The sequence below is a fragment of the Polaribacter sp. Hel1_85 genome, from assembly GCF_000766795.1.
Lineage (GTDB): Bacteria > Bacteroidota > Bacteroidia > Flavobacteriales > Flavobacteriaceae > Polaribacter.
Window position 1 is genome coordinate 1,023,012 of the sequence record NZ_JPDS01000001.1, and the last position, 20,385, is coordinate 1,043,396.

The 20,385-nt window shown below is 30.6% G+C and carries 11 protein-coding genes; 5 read left to right on the top strand and 6 right to left on the bottom strand.

Annotated elements, in window-relative coordinates; translation table 11 throughout:
- Nucleotides 1-2: 2 nt before the first annotated feature.
- The 6 genes from PHEL85_RS04490 to PHEL85_RS04515 all read right to left on the bottom strand — a co-directional run bounded on the left by PHEL85_RS04490 (nucleotide 3) and on the right by PHEL85_RS04515 (nucleotide 10,026).
- A complete protein-coding gene (locus PHEL85_RS04490) occupies nucleotides 3-2,423 on the bottom strand; it encodes a TIM-barrel domain-containing protein (RefSeq protein WP_036821604.1) in 2,421 nt (806 codons plus the stop codon).
- 63 nt (nucleotides 2,424-2,486) lie between these two features.
- Nucleotides 2,487-4,427, bottom strand: a complete 1,941-nt coding sequence (locus PHEL85_RS04495) for a glycoside hydrolase family 13 protein (RefSeq protein ID WP_036821607.1) — start codon at nucleotides 4,425-4,427, stop codon at nucleotides 2,487-2,489.
- Between the two features lie 9 nt (nucleotides 4,428-4,436).
- On the bottom strand, nucleotides 4,437-6,743 hold the full coding sequence (locus tag PHEL85_RS04500) for a glycoside hydrolase family 65 protein (RefSeq protein WP_036821613.1): 2,307 nt from the start codon (nucleotides 6,741-6,743) through the stop codon (nucleotides 4,437-4,439).
- Nucleotides 6,744-6,834: 91 nt separating this feature from the next.
- Nucleotides 6,835-7,479 (bottom strand): beta-phosphoglucomutase, encoded by a 645-nt coding sequence (pgmB, locus tag PHEL85_RS04505; RefSeq protein WP_036821615.1) that lies wholly within the window; start codon nucleotides 7,477-7,479, stop codon nucleotides 6,835-6,837.
- 8 nt (nucleotides 7,480-7,487) lie between these two features.
- The gene (locus PHEL85_RS04510) at nucleotides 7,488-8,858 is read right to left on the bottom strand and encodes an MFS transporter (protein ID WP_036821616.1); all 1,371 of its coding nucleotides are present in this window, start codon (nucleotides 8,856-8,858) and stop codon (nucleotides 7,488-7,490) included.
- 145 nt (nucleotides 8,859-9,003) lie between these two features.
- Nucleotides 9,004-10,026 (bottom strand): LacI family DNA-binding transcriptional regulator, encoded by a 1,023-nt coding sequence (locus PHEL85_RS04515; protein WP_036821619.1) that lies wholly within the window; start codon nucleotides 10,024-10,026, stop codon nucleotides 9,004-9,006.
- Between the two features lie 196 nt (nucleotides 10,027-10,222).
- Here PHEL85_RS04515 and PHEL85_RS04520 point away from each other — a divergent pair, with 196 nt between their 5' ends.
- The 5 genes from PHEL85_RS04520 (at nucleotide 10,223) to PHEL85_RS04540 (ending at nucleotide 20,378) form a co-directional block, all read left to right on the top strand.
- A complete protein-coding gene (locus PHEL85_RS04520) occupies nucleotides 10,223-13,342 on the top strand; it encodes a SusC/RagA family TonB-linked outer membrane protein (protein ID WP_036821622.1) in 3,120 nt (1,039 codons plus the stop codon).
- Nucleotides 13,343-13,378: 36 nt separating this feature from the next.
- A complete protein-coding gene (locus PHEL85_RS04525) occupies nucleotides 13,379-14,929 on the top strand; it encodes a RagB/SusD family nutrient uptake outer membrane protein (protein ID WP_036823118.1) in 1,551 nt (516 codons plus the stop codon).
- A gap of 12 nt (nucleotides 14,930-14,941) precedes the next feature.
- On the top strand, nucleotides 14,942-16,042 hold the full coding sequence (locus PHEL85_RS04530) for a SusE domain-containing protein (protein ID WP_036821625.1): 1,101 nt from the start codon (nucleotides 14,942-14,944) through the stop codon (nucleotides 16,040-16,042).
- Between the two features lie 27 nt (nucleotides 16,043-16,069).
- Nucleotides 16,070-17,530 carry a SusE domain-containing protein gene (locus PHEL85_RS17250; RefSeq protein ID WP_081965074.1) on the top strand — a complete coding sequence of 487 codons (1,461 nt, stop codon included), beginning with the start codon at nucleotides 16,070-16,072 and terminating at the stop codon, nucleotides 17,528-17,530.
- 64 nt (nucleotides 17,531-17,594) lie between these two features.
- On the top strand, nucleotides 17,595-20,378 hold the full coding sequence (locus PHEL85_RS04540; RefSeq protein WP_036821628.1) for an alpha-amylase family glycosyl hydrolase: 2,784 nt from the start codon (nucleotides 17,595-17,597) through the stop codon (nucleotides 20,376-20,378).
- The last annotated feature ends 7 nt before the right edge of the window (nucleotides 20,379-20,385 follow it).

The following is a 20,385-nucleotide window of genomic DNA, read 5'->3' on the forward strand; positions in this document are numbered from 1 at the left end:
TCTTATTTTAATGTTATTTTTACCTTTAAATTTTTCTTAGGATTCCATTTTACAGGAATTGTAAGTGTGTTTTTTTCTGATGAAATTCGTGTTCTTTTTCCATCAATCTTTATTTTTCTTGGGTTCCAACTTATGTTGTGAATAATAAGTTTGATTTCTTTTTCTGATGAATTCCATTCTTTTCCAAATTCTGATTCAAAATCAAATTCCAAACAACGTTTTGTTAATTCTGATTCAAATTTTAAAATTTCATATTTTCCTTTTTCAAAAGCATTAACTGTTAATCCATCATCATTATAAAATTCTCTTTTACTTTCTTCAACTGAAACATCATAATAATAATGTAATTCTAATTTATCTGCGTTATAATCATCTGTAGTTTGTACCAAATTTGTCATTAAAATAAAAGCGCCTGCTCTAACATATGTAGGAATTGATTTCCCTTTTACTTTTACCGTTTTTGTTTGTCCTCCTTCTATTTTTTCATCAAAATAAAAATTAAACCAATTAGCAGTTTTTGGAAAATAAATTTCTTTCGTTTTTACTGAATCTTTAAGAATTGGAGTGATTAAAAAATCTTTTCCCCATAAATAAGTTGATGAATTACTCATCAATTTATCATCATCTTCATCAAAGAAAATTGGACGCATTAAAGGAGTTCCTTTTTGATTATTTTCAAACGCTAAATTGTAATTATAAGGTAATAATTCATAACGCAATTCAATAGATTTTTTAGCTAATTTCTTTGCTTTCTCACTTCTAAAAACAGGTTCACTTGGCACATCTTCTTGTGCGTGAGGTCTAAATATTGGCTGAAAAACTCCATATTGTAACCAACGTGTGTATAAATTATCATCTAAATTGGCACCTGCAAATCCACCTAAATCAGAATGCATATAACCCAAACCTTGCATCCCCATTTGCAATGCTATTTCTGGTTGAGATTGTAATCCCCCCCAACTTCTATTTACATCTCCAGACCAAGGAATCATTCCAAAACGTTGCGAACCAGAAGATCCTGCTCGCATTAAAATAAAAGGTCTTTCATTAGGAAATTCTTTTTGATAACCCTCAAAAATTAAACGCGCCCAATCATGACCGTAAATATTGTGAATTTCATCTGCAGAACCTGTTGCATGCTGCACCCAAGTTGGGTGAACTTCTGGCTCACCTAAATCTCCCCAAAGTCCTTTTACACCATAGCTTAAAATATCCTTATAAATATTCCAGAACCAATCTTTTCCTTCTTTTTTATAGATATCTACAATTCCTGTATTTCCAAAATAGAAATCATATTTTGCAGAATTGCCAATGGTGTCTTTAGCCAAAACTTCTTTTTGATCTGCTTCTTTCCATTTTTTAGAATTTGATAAAATATATGGCTCTGTTATTAAAACTGTTTTTACACCTTTTTCTTTTAAACGAGTAACCATTCCTTTCATATCAGGAAAAGAATCTTTGTCAACTTCTAAATTTCCCATCGTTCCTTGTACCGTTTTTCCAAACCAATACAAATCTAAAATTACTGCATCAACAGGGATTTCATCCTCTTTAAATTTTTCAATAGTTTCTTCTGTTTCTTTTTGTGAATGATAACCAAATCTACTAGAAAAATTACCTAAAGTCCATCTTGGAGGCAAAGGTTGTTTCCCTGTTAAATTGGTATAATTCTCAACTAAATCCATCCAAGAATCACCAACTATAATTTGATATGTTTTTCGTCCAGAAATCGTTTCATACGTTAAAGTATTGTCTTTTTTACTGTCTAAATCTAAATATCCAATTGGTGCATTATCAAAATGAATCATGTATTTTTTTGATGAAATGACCAAAGGAATTGTAAAATTCATCAACTCAGAATGTGTTTCATAACCATAATGCGCTCTATTGTATAAAGCTAAACGATTACCTCTTCTATTCATCCCTAAAGCTCTTGCTCCGGTTCCAAATAAAACCTCATCAGTAGTTAAATTGAATTCAATTTTTTCTGTATTTTTATTAGGAATATTACCTTTTACATTTTCTAAAGGAATGTGTTTCGATTTAAAATAACCTTGCTTTTCTGAGGTAATGACATCACCTTTAAACTTGTAAATTATTTGAAAAGGTTGGTGTTTAATGTGTACTGAAATTCCATTCGAAGAAAAAACACTTTCGTTCGTAGTAAAAACAGAAGTGATATCAATATTTTTTGGTTCTAAAACCACTGCATGAGATGATTTATTGAACTTCTCTCCTTTTGGAATAAAAGACGTTTCTATAATTTTATCAGAATAAAATTTTAAAATATATTGACCATCATTTACATTAATTACTAATCCGTTTTCAGTTTGATTTACCTTTTTAAAAATTCTTTTCGAATTTTGGGCAAAAGAAAATGAAGAAATTAAAAGAGTTAAAAAAATGATTATTAAATTTTTCATAATTAAGATTTCACAATTAAATTTTTCGTTCCTCAAATCACACAAAATGACATTGAAGCTTAATTAATGTTTCGTGGTTAAAATAATACTTCCTTTTTCTTTTAAATTAATTTTATCTCCCCAAATAAAAGTTTCTCCAGAAATAATATTTTTAAGTTTTTTTCCTTCTAACTCAACTTCTTTATATCGTTTTAAATCAATCGTAATTGGTTTGTCATTTTTATTGATGATATGAACAACAACCTCATCTTTTAAAACTCTAAACAGGAAATAAGTTCCCATAAATGGTGCAAAATGAATTGTTTTTCCATTGTGAATAGCAGCACTTTTTTTACGATAATTTAAAATTTTTCTTACAAATTTATGCATTGATTTTTGATCATCAGACAAACCTTCACCTGTAAAAGAATTTATTTTATCGCCTTTAAATCCACCAGGAAAATCGGTTCTAATTAAACCATGATCTCCAGGGTTTGCAGTATCATCCATTAAAATTTCTGTACCGTAATAAATTTGTGGAATTCTTGGTAACATCAACATATAACTTAATGCCATTTTTGCATTAACAACATTTTCTTTTACCTCTGTAAACAACCTACTTTTATCATGATTGTCTAAAAAAACCATAATATCTTTTGGTGTTGTATAATGAAAATCATTTGCCAAACCTTCATACAATTTAACCAAACCTTTGTCCCAAGATTCTTCTTCATTGATTCCTTCTACAATTGCTTTTTGCAGAGGGAAGTCCATTGTAGATTTTAAGTTAGATTGATATCCTTCTTTGTTTTTTGCACCTTTTTGCCAATAACTAACTAATAACGGATTGTAGCTCCATTCTTCACCAACGATAGAAAAATTTGGGTATTCATTCATAATTGTTCCTGCCCAATCAGACATAAAATCTTTATCAGAATAAGGATATGTATCTTGTCTAATTCCGGCTAAACCTAAAGATTCTATCCACCAAATACTATTTTGAATAATATATTTTGCCATAAAAGGATTGCGTTGGTTTAAGTCTGGCATAGACGCTACAAACCAACCTTCATTATTTCCTTTTCTATCGCTTTCTGAGGCATACAAATCTTGATTTGTAGTTCTTCTATGATTAGAATTGATATTATTTTTCCAATTCCAATTTTCTATGTTTTTTTCGTAATTATCTTGATGATTTACCCAATCTAAAAAAGGTAAATCTTTCATCCACCAGTGTTCTAAACCACAATGATTTGCAACCTGATCCATGATGAGTTTCATGTTTTTATTTCTTAAATCATTTGCTAATTTTTTATAATCATTTAGAGTTCCAAAACGAGGATCTACTTCATAATAATCTGTAATTGCATACCCATGATAAGAACCTTGAGGCATGTCATTTGTTAAAACTGGTGTTGGCCAAACTGTAGTAAAACCTAAATCTGAAATATAATCTACATGATTAATTATTCCTTGTAGATCACCTCCATGACGTTTGTAATCATCAGTTCTATCAACAATAGTTTCTTTTAAATTTTTATTGATGTCATTGCTTTCATCAGCATTAGAAAAACGATCTGGAGTAATTAAATAAATAGCGTCTGAACTATTAAAACCTATATAATCTTCAGCAGCTTTTTCTCTTGATTTTAACTCGTAAGTATGTGTTTTTTTGGTACCCTTTTCGAATGCAAAAACAATATCAAATTTCCCTGCTTTTGTAGATTTATCAATATTTAAATCTAAAAATAAATAATTTTCACTTCTTGCTTTGTTTACTTTTTCTATAGTAACACCTGCATAAGAAATTGATGGTGTTGAGTTACCAATATTATCTTCTTTTACTAATAATTGTAAGGACGAATCTTTTAAACCAATAAACCAATTGGGGGGCTCAACTATTTCTAGAAGAGAATTGGTTCTTGGAAAATTTATATCAGAAACATTTTTTTCTGAATCTTTTTTACAAGAAATAATAACGAACATCATTAAAAATGCGAAAAAAATGTTTCTAATAATAATCATGATATAAATTTAAACTGTTAATAAATTATTTGGAGATACCGTAACTTTTTCTCCATTTACTAAAATATTGATTTCTTGAGTTCCAGCTAACTCAAAATGAGTTCCAGCTTGAGTAACATTTACAGTAATTACTTGATTTCTAAAGTTTACTTTAAAGGAGTAAGAACTCCAACCTTCAGGTATTTTTGGTAAAAAAGAAAGTGTATTATTATGTACTCTCATTCCTCCAAAACCTTCAACAATACTCATCCAAGTTCCTGCCATAGAAGTAATATGTAAACCTTCTTCTACTTCGTGATTATAGTCGTCTAAATCTAAACGAGAGGTTCTTAAATAAAATGTATATGCTTGATCCATTCTGTTTAATTTAGCTGCTTGAATACTATGTACACAAGGAGAAAGTGAACTTTCATGCACTGTAAATGGTTCATAAAAATCGAAATGTTTTTCTAATTCTTCTGTAGAAAAATCATCCTCAAACATGTAGAAACCTTGTAAAACATCTGCTTGTTTTATGTATGGTGAACGTAAAATTCTGTCCCAACTCCATTTCTGATTGATTGGTCTTTGGCTCTTATCTAGGTTTTCAACTGTAATTAATTCTTTGTCTAAAAAGCCATCTTGTTGTAAGAAAATATCTTTCTTTTCTGAATATGGAAAATACATATTGTCAGCAACGTTTTTCCATTTAGATAATTCTTCATCGGTGAAACTAGCTTTTTCTTTTATTCTGATATAATCAGAAATATGATCTGTTTTTACGACATCAATATTTTCTAAAGCATAGTTAATACACCATTTTGCAATGTAATTTGTATACCAGTTATTGTTGATGTTATTCTCATATTCATTTGGACCTGTAACTCCCAAAATCATGAACTTGTTTTTATCCGAAGAAAAAGTAGCTCTTTGTTGCCAAAAACGTGCAATACCAATTAAAACTTCCAATCCTTTTTCTGGAATGTAAGAATAATCACCTGTAAACCTGTAATAGTTAAAAATTGCAAAAGCGATGGCTCCATTTCTGTGAATTTCTTCAAAAGTAATTTCCCATTCGTTATGACATTCTTCACCATTCATAGTAACCATTGGATACAATGCAGCTCCGTTAGAAAAACCTAGTTTCTCTGCATTTTCTATAGCTTTCTCTAAATGATAATATCTGTATTCTAATAATTTTCTTGCAACAGATTGATCTTTTGTAGCCATGTAAAAAGGAATACAATACGCTTCTGTATCCCAATAAGTACTTCCTCCATATTTTTCTCCAGTAAAACCTTTTGGACCAATATTTAAAGTAGCATCTGTACCTAAATAAGTCTGGTTTAGTTGAAAAATATTAAAACGAATTCCTTGTTGTGCTTTTACATCACCTTCTATTGTGATGTCTGACATGCTCCAGATTTGTGCCCAAGATTGCTTTTGCATTTCTAATAAAGCATCGAACCCAAAACTTACAGCTTTATCTAAAGCTTCTTTTGCTGCAGCAACTAATTCTTCTTTTTTATGATTTCTATCAGCCACATAACCACCAAATTTATGAATGGTAAATGTTTGATTTTGTTTAATTTCTTGTTGATACGTGCAAGATGTATAATTTGAAGTTTGCTTATTTTTACAATCTGTAATTACTTCGTTATTATCTACAAATAAACGAGATTCCATAAACGTACACGTGTAAAAATGTGTTTTCATGGTTCTTGCCTGTATGTAAGACTGCTGGTTGTTTTGAGAAACTTCTAAAACATCCCAAAATTGGTCATCCCAATTAGTGTCTTCATTGGTTATACCTGCATCTATATAAGGAGTATAGGTAATTTTAGCATCAGCATTTAAAGGAGTTACATTGTAATTAATGGCTCCAACTTCATCTAATTCTAAACTTAAAAAACGTTTTGTGTCAACTTTAATTTTGATATCGTTTTGTAAAACAGCTTCAAAACTTCTAGACAACCAACCTTCTTTCATGTTTAGTTCTCTCTTAAACTTAGATACTTCTTTACAAGTATGTAAGTCTAGTTTTTCATCATTAATTAACACGTTAATTCCTATCCAATTAGGCGCATTTAAAACTTTGGCAAAATACTCTGGATATCCGTTTTTCCACCATCCAACACGTGTTTTATCAGGATAATAAACGCCTCCAATATAACTTCCTTGAAACGTTTCTCCAGAATAATGTTCTTCAAAATTAGCACGTTGTCCCATGACACCATTACCAATACTAAACAAACTTTCTGAAGATTTTACCATTTCTGCATCAAACCCTTCTTCTAGGATTGACCATTCATTTGGTTTTATATATTCTTGATTCATTTTATTTTCTTTTGAGAGAAAAGAACAAAGAGAAAAGAACAAAGAAGAATCTAAGGTTTCTCTTTTTTTATTTCTATATTCTCATTTCTTTTTATAAATTTTTAATAAAATCGGTACTAATTTCTGTAAAATCTTTAAAGTTAAATTGCGCTTCAGAAAGCACATTTTTATCTCCAATACCTATACTTATCATTTTTGCAGCATTTGCAGCTTGTATACCTGCAACCGCATCTTCAAAAACTACACAATCATTAGCATCAACACCTAATTGTTTTGCTGCAAGCAGAAAAACCTCTGGGTCTGGTTTTGCTTTTGTTACATTATTTCCATCTACAATTGTATCAAAATAATGTAATAAATTTACTTTTTCTAAAATTGGTTGTGCGTTTTTACTTGCTGATCCTAAAGCTATTGGGATATTATTATTTTTCAAAAATTCCAATATTTTAGGAACATCTGGAAGAATTTCAGATTCATCCATATTTTCTATAAACTCTAAATAGTCTACGTTTTTTTCTACCATCCAAGTATCAAACTCTTCTTGTGTTGCTTCTCTTTTACCAATTTCTAGCAAAATTTCTAAACAACGTTTTCTACTAACGCCTTTAAATAATTCGTTTTGTTCTTTAGTAAATTCGAAACCTAAATGATTAGCTAATTTTTTCCAAGCTAAATAATGGTATTTGGCAGTGTCAACTATAACACCATCCAAATCAAATATAAATCCTTTTTTCATTGTAACTATTAAATCTCTTCTTGATAACTAATTGCATTTTTATTGGTAATCAATAAATTACAGAAACCTGCAATTACCAAACTAATTCCTGCAACTGTCATTGCATTTATAGCCTCTTCACCCAATAAACTTGATACATAATTGATACCTCCTAGTGCCGCAATAATTTGTGGAATAACAATAAACATGTTAAAAATACCCATAATTACTCCCATTTTCTTTGGATCTACAGAACTAGATAACATTGCATATGGCATCGACAAAATACTACCCCAAGCAAAACCTATTAAAACAAAACAGTATTTTAAACTTTCTGGTGAAGCAGAATTCATTAATAAAAAACCAGCACCTCCCAAAATCAAAGAAAACATATGTACATATTTTCTGTTGATGTTTCTTTTTGAAGTATATAAAGTTAGTAATAAGGCAAATGCCATTGATGACAAACCATAAATTCCCATTGCAGAACCCACTGAATTAGATGATTCTTGGAATTTTGTATTCGCAATTTTAAATGCTTCAGCTTGTACTGAATCGGCCATATTAAAAGCAGCTTCTACTGGAGCAGGAGTATTAAAAACATGCTCTGTTAAAGCAGGGTTTGCCATACTCCACATTGTAAAAAATGCAAACCATGAAAAGAATTGAATAACGCCCAATTTTTTCATTGTAGTTGGCATGCTTCCAATATTTTCTAAAATATCAGGAATAAAATTATTTCTCTTGGCTTTTTCTCTCTTAAACTCTTCCATATCTTCTGGCGGATATTCATCCGTTGTAAAAACGGTATACAGAATACTTACAAGAAATACAAAAGCACCAATTGCAAAAGCAACTTTTACAGACATTGGTACTACACCAGATGCTGCTTCGTTACTAACCCCAAATTGAGAAACCATCCAAGGTAAATTACTTGCTATCCAAGTTCCAATACCTATAATTAATGTTTGAACAACAAAACCATAAGATCTTTGAGATTGTGGTAATTTATCTGCAACTAAAGCTCTAAAAGGCTCCATAGAGATATTTATAGAAGCATCTAAAATCCAAAGAAAACCAGCTGCAACCCATAAAGCAGGTGAATGAGGAACAAAAAACAGTGCTAATGAACTTAAGATAGCACCTACTAAAAAGTAAGGTCTTCTTCTACCCCATTTTACACTCCAAGTCCTGTCACTCATATAACCAATAACTGGTTGTACAAGCAAACCTGTTAAAGGTGCTGCAATCCATAGTAAAGGAATATCTTCCTTTCCTGCTCCTAAAGTTTGAAAAATTCTTGACATAAACCCACCTTGTAAGGCGAATCCAAATTGTATTCCTAGAAATCCGAAACTCATGTTCCATATTTGCCAGAAGCTTAACTTACGCTTTTCCATTATCGAATATTATAAATGAATATTGCGACAAGTGTTTTAGACTTATCAATTAATAAATATTGTGGAATGTAATTTATTGATAAATCGGATTAATACAACAAAGGTATGTGTTTTTTATTAATTTGATAAAAAGTAAATAAAAAATCTACGACGACGGTTTCGTAGATTCTCGTAGTTTTAAATCACTAGAAATTACAATCTTTTTAGGTTTGTATATTTCTGATTCTTTATCAATTCTTTCAATTAAAAGTTCAACAGCCTGTTTACCCATAGTAAAACCATGTTGTGCAATTGTTGTGATAGAAGGTGATGAATATTCAGAGATTAAACCATCTGTAAACCCAATTACAGAAAGGTCTTTAGGTACTTTTAACCCTTTTTCTTTAGCAATTCTCATAGCATTTGCTGCATAAATTTCATTTACCGCAAATACGCCATCTATATCTTCATTAAAAACAGTTTCTATCTGTTTTTTTATATCTAACTTTTCGTTAATCTCTATTATTAAATTCTTGTCTGTTTTAACATAGCCTTCTATTAAAGCTTTTTCATAACCCTGCCTTCTTAAAGCACCTACATTAACATGATTTGGAGTTGTTATTAAAGCAATCTTTTTTCTACCATTTGCTAATAAATGTTTGGTTGCTTTATAACCCGCACCAACATCATCTACAACCACTTTATCACATAAAATTTCATCTACAACTCTGTCAAATAAAACCAAAGGAATCTCTTCTGCAACTAGATCTGTAAAATGCTTAAAGTCTTTATTTTTAAGGGTTTCATTAGCAATAGACACAATTAAACCATCTACACTTCCGTTAGATAAAACTTTTAATGTTTCCACTTCTTTTTCATAAGATTCATTAGAAAAACAAACCATTATGTGGTAGCCTTTTTCAATAGCCCCTTCTTCAATTCCCATAATAACTGTAGAGAAAAAATGATGTACAATTTTAGGTAAAATAACACCAATTACTTTTGTCTTTTGGTTACGAAGTTGAAGTGCTAAACTATTAGGTTTGTAGTTATAAAAATCTGCATAAGCTTGAATTTTTTCTTTTGTTTCCTTACTAATTTCATGGCTATCTTTTAATGCCTTAGAAACCGTTGAAGTAGAAACACCTAATTCTTTGGCGATTGTTTTAATTGTAATTTTTTGCTTCATATTTTATTAAAAGACAAATATTAGAGTTAATTTCTGTTAATATTATTAAATTTAAGTAAAAAAGTTGTTAACACGAAACCGATTTCGTGATTTATTGTATTCTAAATTACCATGTTTATACTCTATCTTTACTAAGTGGAATGTAGATTTATTGTTAAGTCCAAATCAAATTTACAGTTATTATAACAAATTATACATGAAAAAATTTAAATTATTATTAATTGGTATTCTTTTAAGTACATCATTTACCATGTTTGCTCAACAAACAGTAAAAGGTGTCGTAAAAGAAAAAGCAACAGGTCAACCTTTGCCTGGTGTAAGTGTAGTGGTTAAAGGCACAATAAAAGGTGCTGAAACCGATTTTGACGGAAACTTTAATATTGAAAAAGTAAATACTGGCGATGTGTTAGTTTTTAGATACTTAGGTTTTTCTGATAAGGAAATCACTATTGGAACAAACTTTAACTTAACAGTTGAATTAGAAGAATCTGCAGAACAATTAGAAGAAATAGTTGTAGTAGGTTATGGTACCGTAAAAAAGGAAGATTTAACAGGTTCTGTTGATGTAATTACAGCAAAAGATTTTAATACAGGCGCAGTAGTTTCTCCTGATCAATTATTACAAGGTAAAGCTGCTGGTGTTAGAATTACAAGTGCTGGGGGGCAACCAGATGCTTCTCCTAACATTAGAATTCGTGGAGGATCTTCTCTTTCAGGAAACAACGCACCTTTAATTGTTATTGATGGAGTTCCATTGGATAATGGAGGTGTTGCTGGTGTTGGTAACCCTTTAAGTTTAATAAACCCAAATGACATAGAAAGTTTTTCTATTTTAAAGGACGCATCAGCTACTGCAATTTATGGTTCTCGTGCTTCTAATGGTGTATTAATTATAACTACTAAAAAAGGAACTTCTGGAGATACAAAATATAATTTTTCTGCAAGAACTTCAATAAGTGATATTAGTGATCATAATCAAATTCAAGTAATGGATGCTGATAGCTTTGTAAATTTTGCAAAAACATATTATCCAGATAGTTTAGAAGCTTTAGGTGTTCCTGTAGGTTCCGTAAACACAAATGAACCAAGTACTATTGTAACACTTAATGATAAAGATGGTAATTCTTTTCAGAGACAAATTTATAATACAGACTGGCAAAATGCTATCTATAGAGCAGCTGTTACTACAGACTATAACTTTGGAGTAAGAACAAACTTATTTAAAAAGATACCTTTTAGAGCTTCTATTGGTTATAATAACACTGAAGGTGTTGTAAAAACCAATGATTATGAAAGAATTACTGCATCTTTAAGATTAACTCCTAAGTTTTTTGATGATCATTTAAAAATTGATATAAATGCAAAAGGTACTTTGGTTGATAAAAATTCTATTGATGAAGGTGGTGCTTTAGGTGGTGCAATTTCAATGGATCCTACAAAACCTGTTTATGATGCTAATTCAGTTTTTGATGGTTTTTACCAACAATTACGTCCTTCAACAGATTTAAATGCACCAAATGCAAAAGCAGGTTCTAGCAACCCTTTAGCTACTTTACTACAAAGAACAAGACCAGAAAAAGTACAACGAATTTTAGGTAACATAGAAATAGATTATAAATTACATGCATTACCAGAATTAAGAGCAGTTTTAAACTTAGGTTTAGAAGCATCTAAAGCAGAAATTAATGAAAATTTTGCAAATAATGCTGTAAATTCTTATACATTAGTACCAGACTCTAGTCAACCTTCAGGAACATATATATTTAATTCAGGAAAAAGTTTTGGGGAGAACCAAGACATTACAAACACAACCTTAGAAGGGTATCTTGCCTATAGAAAAGAATTTAATGAATCTTTTATCAATAATTTTGATGTACAAGGTGGTTATTCTTATCAGAATTTTAAAAATGAAGGTACTAAAGAAAACTTTAAAAATGATCCAGTTACTGGAGTAAGAATTCCTAATATTGATCCAAACAATCCTACTGCAAGATATTTTAACGAATTGAACCTACAATCTTTTTTTAGTAGAGCAAACATCAATTTAGCAAACAAATACTTAGTAACATTTTCTTTAAGAGCTGATGGTTCTTCTTTTTTCAATAAAGAAAATAGATGGGGGTATTTTCCTTCTGCTGCATTAGCTTGGAAATTAAAACAAGAAAATTTTATAAAAGATATAGATTTTATAAATGACTTTAAAGTTCGTTTAGGTTGGGGACAAACAGGGCAGCAAGATATTTCTGGTCAAGTAGGTTTCTATCCTTCAACTCCGTTATTTGAAATTGGCTCTCCAGAAAGTCAATATATTACTGGAGTAAATTTATACAATGCAAAAGAATATAATCCAGAATTAACTTGGGAAAAAACAACAACATACAATTTAGGTTTCGATTTTGATTTCTTAAAAAATAATTTAATTTCAGGTTCTTTTGATGTTTATAAAAGAGAAACAACAGATTTATTAGTTGTAACTAATGTTCCTCCTGGTCAAGCATTAAGTGATCAAGTAATCCAAAATATTGGTGCTACAGATAGTAAAGGTTTTGAATTAAACTTAAATCTTAACGTTATTAGAAAAGAAGATTTAGAGGTTTCCTTAAATAGTAACTTATCATACAACTATACAAAAGTTACAGATTTAGAAGGTGTAGAACAGATAAATGCTCCTAACGGAGGCCTTAATTTTGGTACAGGAAATATTTTATTAAGACATGCCGTTGGTCAACAAGCTGGTTCTGCTTGGGTTCTTAAACAATTATATGACACAGCAGGAAACCCTATATTAGGTTCTTTTGTAGATTTAAATGATGACGGAATAATTAATGAAAATGACAGGTATTATAGAGCAATACAACCTAATTGGACCTTTGGTTTTGGTTTTAATGTTAACTATAAGAATTGGGACCTAAGTGCTAGTTTTAGAGGTCAATTAGATGGAGAAATTTATAACTCTAGAAGATTAACTAATGGTGTAATTAGAAATGCGCAGTCTTTAGATGGTACCTTCTTTAATAATGCGTTAGATTTTGTAGCAGGTGAAGCAAACCCAGCGTTTACAGAAATCTTAGACCCTGTTCAATATTCAGATTACTTCATTGAAGGTGCATCTTTTTTAAGATGTGAAAACATTGCTGTTGGTCATACAATAAAAGATGTGTTTAAAAGCGTAGTATTTAAAGTATATGGCGCTGTGAATAACCCATTCTTAATTACAAATTATTCAGGACAAGATCCAGAAAATTTTTCGGGAATAGATAATAATTTCTACCCTAGAGCAACAATATATAACATAGGTGTAAATATTGATTTTTAATTTATGAAAATTATGAAAAATACAAAAAACAAATTTTTGAAATTACTTACTAGTTTTGTGGTTTTTATTACTCTTTTTACCGGATGTACAAACGATTTAGATACAAAACCTGAAATAGAATTAACTTTAGAAGAACTTTTAGCTGAAGATCCTCAAGCGGTAGAAGGAATATTATCTAGACTTTATGGTTCCTTTGCTCTATCAGGTGCAAATGGATCTGGAAGCTCAGATATTAGTGATGATGCAGGAGAATCTCCTTTTTTAAGAGGAATTGTAAACTTACAAGATTTTGCAGCAGATGCAATGAAAAATCGTTGGGGAGACAATGGATTAGACCAATTAACTACTACTAGTAATTGGACTTCAGAAAACAAATTCTTTAGATATTTATACAATAGAATTTTCTTTACCATTCCTCAATGTAATAATTTACTATCTATCTTACCAAATGTAGAAGTAGGAGAAAAAGAAGTAATTATTTCTGAAGTACGCTTTATTAGAGCTTTGGCAAATTTTTACTTAATTGATGTATTTGGTAAAGGTGTTTTGGCTACAGAAGAAAATTATGGACAAACAGAACCATTACCACAAGCAACTCGTTTAGAACTATTCAACTTTGTAGAATCAGAATTATTAGCTATTGAACCAATATTATTAACTACAAATACTTACGGTAGAGCTACAAAAGGAGCAGCACAAATGTTATTGGCTAAACTTTATTTAAATGCAGAAGTATATACTGGAAATGCACAATATGATAATGCTGCAATTTATGCTAATAAAGTAATTACTGAAGGACCTTATACACTTGCAACAGATTTTGTAAGTATCTTTTCTGGAGATAATAATACATCAACAGAAATTATTTTCCCTTTAATTGCAGATGCTCAAGTAAGTCAGAGTTTTGGTAACACAACTTATATTATTAATGGTAGTTTAAATGCAGATACTACACCATTAGCTCAATTTGGTGCTACTGAAGGATGGGGAGGACACAGATCATCTAAGTCTTGGTATGGTTTATATCGTAATTTTAATATTTCTACAGATGTGAGAGCAAGTTTATTTTGGACAAATGGTCATAACTACGAAATGAATGATTATAAAGAATGGACAGATGGATATCCATCTATAAAATTTAGAAACACCAATTTTACTGGGTCTTCAGATCCCTCAAGTTTTTCTAGTACAGATTTTCCTTTATTTAGATTAGCAGATGCTTATTTAATGTATGCAGAATGTGCAGTTAGAGGAGCTGCTGATACGGATATTACAACTGCTGTAGGTTATGTAAATGATGTTAGAGAACGTTCTAATGCTTCACCAATTACTGCTGTAGATATACAAAACAATGAAAGCAATGGATTGCCTTTTATTTTAAATGAAAGAGGTAGAGAATTAAATTTAGAAGGACATAGACGAACAGATTTAATTCGTTACGGTGTATTTACTGGAAGTACTTATTTGTGGCCTTGGAAAGGTGGTTCTATAGATGGAACATCAATTCCAGATACGTATAATGTTTATCCAATTCCTTCATCTGCACTTCAAGCTAATCCTAACCTAACACAAAACCCAGGTTATTAAAACTTTATAACAATGAAAAAATATAAGAAAATTTTATCTACTTTATTTTTAGCATGTACTATAGTATTCTTTAGTTCTTGTGAAGATAATACAGAGATATTTAAAGTATCTGATAACGCATCTGCCCCAATTTTAGTAGATTTACCAGTACAAACTATTGAATTAGATGCTATTAATGTAAATAACCCTGCAATAACATTAACATGGGAAGCTGCAGAATACGGGCAACAAACTCCAGTAAAATATATTATTGAGTTTGCTAATAATGAATCTTTTACAAATTCTGTAAAAGCAAGTTCAATAATAAGTGATAATTTTATTACCTTAAGCTCTAACCAATTAAATACATTGGCTGGTAATGCTGGTTTATTACCTTTTGAATGGACTACAATTTATACAAGGGTGGTTTCGTTTTTAGGTACCTTAGATGGCGTTCCATTAACTTCAAACACTATTCAGTTTGATGTGCTACCTTATTATAATTATATTTACGATGATTATTATTTGGTAGGAAATGCTACAGCACCAGACTGGGGAAATAATAACAATAATCCAGCTTTATTTAGAGATGAAACAAATAAAGATAAATTTTATTATACTGGTTATTTTGGAGCAGGTGAATTTAAAATTTTAGAAACTAAAGGTTTTTGGCAGCCACAATGGGGAACAAATGATGCTTCTACTATAGACGTAAATCCTGGTGGAGGAACAGACCCTGGAAGTTTTCCTAACAATAACTCTCCAATAGCAACTGCTGGTTATTATCAATTTACAATTGATTTTAAAAATAAAAATTTTAGTTTCCTACCTTTTGATGCTTCTGCTCAATCAAGTCCTGCTACATTAACATTACAAGGTACTAGCACAGAAAATATAGCTATGACTCAACTAAATGGTAACTTTAGTAGTATCTGGTATGCCAATTCTGTAAAATTAACTCGTGGTGAAGTATCATTTTTAACAGATGAAGGCGCAACTTGGGGAAATACAACAGCATTTTCTGGTGTAGCTGCAAATGGAGGAGATTCAATACCTGTTGAAGTAGAAGACGACTATGATGTTTGGTTTAATGATTTAACAGGTCGTTATATCTTAATTCCATTAAATCTATAATATCAATTCAACTTAAATATATAAAAAATGAAAATATTTATAAAAAAAGTAAGCTATTTAATGCTAGCATTAACACTTCTATTAGTAGCTTGTGAAGAAGAGGATAATTTCAAAATAACCTCTGCAGATCCTGAGTTTGTTTTAAATACACCTGGAATTAGTAGTATATTATTAAACTTCTCTTTACCAGATAATCCAGCTTTTACATTAACTTGGAATGATGATTTAACAGGGGCATCAACCTATAATGTTGAAATGGCTATTGATGATGCATTTACAACTCCTATTCAATTAGGCACAACAGACAAGAATAATTTTTCTATGACTGTTACAGAATTTAATGATGTTATAAATAATTCTGGTACAACAGATTTTAGAGATGCTGCTGTTTATGTAAGATTAAATACAGGTAGTGAAATTAGTAATACAGTTTTACTTCTTGTTACAACATACCCAACAAACCCACCAGTAATAACTAGTCCTGCAGAAGGAGATAGTTTTATTTTAGCACTAGCTAATGGTGATGATGTTGCTTTGACAGTAGAATGGTCTGATCCAATATTAGATTCATCAACTGGTGCAACAATAAATTATGTTGTTGAAGCTGCAACAGCTGGAACAGATTTTGCAACTCCAGTAATTGTTGGTTCTGTAGATAATGATGCTTCAATTTCTAAAACTCATTCAGATTTAAACAGTGTAGCTTTAGGAGCAGGATTAACTGCAGATGTTGCTGGAATGTTAGACCTTAGAGTAAAATCTACAATTACAAACCCAGGAGGTGATACATTAGAGAGAATAACTGATTTAGTAACAATTTCCGTTACAGCTTATAATGTGTTTTTTCCAAACTTATATTTAGTAGGTGGAGCAACTGCACCAGGATGGAATCCAGGTAATAACAACAATCCATTATTTAGAGATCCAAATACTCCTAATGGATATACTTATACAGGTTATTTTGGGGCAGATGCTTTTAAATTAATAGAAGTAATAGGTCAATGGCAACCACAATGGGGAACTAATGACGGCTCAACATTAGCAGTTAATCTTGGTGGAGGATCAGATCCTGGTACTTTTAATGTAGCTGCTGCTGGTTATTATACATATAATTTTACTACTGTTGGAGAAACAGGTAACTTTACTGCTACTGCATACGATGCTTCTGCTGCTGCCACCTATACTACAATAGGTATAATTGGTGATGCAACTCCTAATGGTTGGGGTTCAGATACTGACATGACACAAGCTTCTAACGACCCTCATATTTGGTATATAAATGATGTTACTTTAATAGGAAGTAAGTTTTTGAAGTTTAGAGCAGAAAACGATTGGCCACATAATTGGGGTTATGACAGTTCTAATGCTACTGATGAGTATGGTATTGCACAGTATGGTTGGTCAGATAACATACCTGTAGCTACTGATGGTACGTATGATATATGGTTTAATGATTTAACTGGTCATTACATTCTTATTTCAAAATAACTTCTTATTATAAATTTACAAAGGCTATCTATAAATGACAGCCTTTGTTTAAAATTCTCATCTTATGAAAAAAATTACTTTTATTATATTTTTTTTAATCACATCTTTAGTTAATAGTCAAGTGCAAAATGCAACTTTTTCTGTTAGCCCATCTACTTTTAATGAAGATGAAGAAATAACAGTTACAGTTTCTGGTATAAATACATCTTCATGGGGTGTTTCAGATATTTATTTATGGGCATGGTCTTTAGATTCAAATGGTGAAAACACTATGGATTCACCAACAAATGGTACTTGGACAAACACAAACGAAGCTCAAAAATTAACAAATAATGGAAATGGTACATTTTCATTTACAATGGTTCCAACTACTTTTTATAATAGAACTGGAATTGGGAAAATTGGTATGTTAGTAAAGGCCAAAGATGGAACTGGAGATAAAAAATCTCAAGATCAATTATTTAATGTTGGTGTTTTTCAGTTAACATTAAACTCACCAACTAGTAATCCCACAATTTTAAATTCAGGAGAAACCATTGCAATTTCTGCTACTACTTCTTTAGTTGCAGATTTTAACTTAAAAGCAAACGGAGTATCAATAGACACTCAAAATGGAATCACAGAATATAGCTTCTCTCCTGCTCTAACAGAAACTACAACTTTTATTTTAGAAGCTACAAATACTGGAATTACTCAAACTTCCACTTTTGAAGTTATCGTTAAGCCAACAGTTGTTTCAGAAACTTTGCCTGCAAACATGAAAGATGGTATCAATTTAAATACTACAGATAATACCAAAGCAACATTAGTTTTTTATGCTCCTGGTAAAGAGTTTATACATGTTATTGGAGACTTTAATTCATGGAATGCTAATGATAATTATTTAATGAAAAAAGATTTTTCAAAAGATAGGTTTTGGATAGAACTTACAGGTTTAACACCACAAACTAATCATACTTATCAATATTTAATTAATGGTACTTTACGTGTTGCAGACCCTTATTCTACAGTAGTTTTAACAGAATCTAATGATCAATATATTAACGCAACAACATATCCAGACTTACCAGCTTATCCAACAGGAGATACTAACCACTCAGTTACCCTTTTAAGAACAGGAGATACTCCTTATAATTGGCAAGTAACTAATTTTGAAAAACCAGCAAAAACAGATTTGGTAATTTATGAACTTCTTATTAGAGATTTTGATGAATTACATAGTTTTGATGCTGTAAAAGCAAGACTAGATTACTTACAAGATTTAGGTATTAACGCTATAGAATTTATGCCTATTATGGAATTTGATGGCAATGAATCTTGGGGATACAACCCTTCGTTTCATATGGCTTTAGATAAATACTATGGAAGTAAAACAGCTTTTAAGCAATTAATAGACGAATGTCATGCAAGAGGAATTGCTATAATTGTTGATGTTGCTTTTAATCACGCAAGTGGACAAAATCCATATTATAGAATGTGGAATACTGACAATGGTAGTTATGGTGGACAAGCAAGTGGCGATAGCCCTTTCTTTAATGCAACAGATACACACGCTTATAGTGTTTTTAACGATTTTAATCATAGTAAACAAGCTACTAAAGATTACGTAAGAAGAGTTACTGAATATTGGATTGATGAATACAAAATTGATGGTTTTAGATGGGATTTAACAAAAGGTTTTACCCAAAATTGTGCAAGTGATCTATCCAATGAAAATGGTGATCCTTGTACAAATGGTTACAATCAAGATAGAGTTGATGTTTTAAAAGAATATGCTGATTACCAATGGGATATTGACCCAAACTTCTATGTTATTTTTGAGCATTTAGGAGGAAATGATGAAGAAACAGAATGGGTAAATTATAGATTAGGTGAAGGAAAAGGCATTATGATGTGGGGTAATCATAATCATCAATACAATGAAGCAACCCAAGGTTTTAATTCTGGTTCAGATTTTTCTTGGATTTCATACAAAAACAGAGGCTGGTCTGCACCTGCAAATGTAGGATATATGGAAAGTCACGATGAAGAAAGGTTAATGTATAAAAATCTACAATTTGGTAATTCTAGTGGAAGCTATAATATAAAAGATTTAGACACTGCTTTAGATAGAATTGAATTAGCAGGTGCTTTTTATTTTACAATTCCAGGACCAAAAATGATTTGGCAATTTGGTGAACTAGGGTACGATTATAGTATTGATTTTAACGGAAGAGTTGGTAACAAACCGATTAAATGGGATTATTTTGAGGATCAAAACAGAAAAGATGTTTATAACACTTGGTCTAAAATTATTCAATTAAGATTAAAGTATGATATTTTTGAAACAACAGATTTTTCTTTAGATGTGGCAAATTCAAACGGATTAAAAAAGATTCATTTAACAAATCCTTCTGCTACAGGTATTCAAAGCATAGTAATTATTGGAAATTTTGGGGTAACTACACAAGGTATTTCTCCTTTCTTTCAACAAACAGGTACTTGGTATGACTTACTAGATGAGAATTCTACAATAAACGTAACAAATACAACAGCTTCAATATCTTTAGCTCCAGGAGAATTTAAAATTTATGCAAATAAACCTGCAACACTTTCTAATGAAGATATTGTTTTAGAAGAAAGTTTATTTAAAATTTACCCTAACCCAGCAAAAACAAACTTTACACTTTCTAGTGAAGTTTTAGATGTCAACATTTATGATGTTACTGGTAAACAAGTAAAAAAATATTCTAAAGATATTGTAAAGACAAATTTCTACAACGTTTCTGACTTAAATCATGGTATTTACTTTATTCGCATCAAGAATAAAAACAATCAAATACAAACAAAAAAATTAATTATTAACTAATCTAAAA

Coding starts and splice junctions, on each gene's coding strand:
- PHEL85_RS17250 (WP_081965074.1), top strand. CDS start 16,070: ATGAAAATATTTATAAAAAAAGTAAGCTATTTAATGCTAGCATTAACA.
- PHEL85_RS04490 (WP_036821604.1), bottom strand. CDS start 2,423: ATGAAAAATTTAATAATCATTTTTTTAACTCTTTTAATTTCTTCATTT.
- PHEL85_RS04500 (WP_036821613.1), bottom strand. CDS start 6,743: ATGAATCAAGAATATATAAAACCAAATGAATGGTCAATCCTAGAAGAA.
- PHEL85_RS04515 (WP_036821619.1), bottom strand. CDS start 10,026: ATGAAGCAAAAAATTACAATTAAAACAATCGCCAAAGAATTAGGTGTT.
- pgmB (WP_036821615.1), bottom strand. CDS start 7,479: ATGAAAAAAGGATTTATATTTGATTTGGATGGTGTTATAGTTGACACT.
- PHEL85_RS04540 (WP_036821628.1), top strand. CDS start 17,595: ATGAAAAAAATTACTTTTATTATATTTTTTTTAATCACATCTTTAGTT.
- PHEL85_RS04510 (WP_036821616.1), bottom strand. CDS start 8,858: ATGGAAAAGCGTAAGTTAAGCTTCTGGCAAATATGGAACATGAGTTTC.
- PHEL85_RS04495 (WP_036821607.1), bottom strand. CDS start 4,427: ATGATTATTATTAGAAACATTTTTTTCGCATTTTTAATGATGTTCGTT.
- PHEL85_RS04530 (WP_036821625.1), top strand. CDS start 14,942: ATGAAAAAATATAAGAAAATTTTATCTACTTTATTTTTAGCATGTACT.
- PHEL85_RS04520 (WP_036821622.1), top strand. CDS start 10,223: ATGAAAAAATTTAAATTATTATTAATTGGTATTCTTTTAAGTACATCA.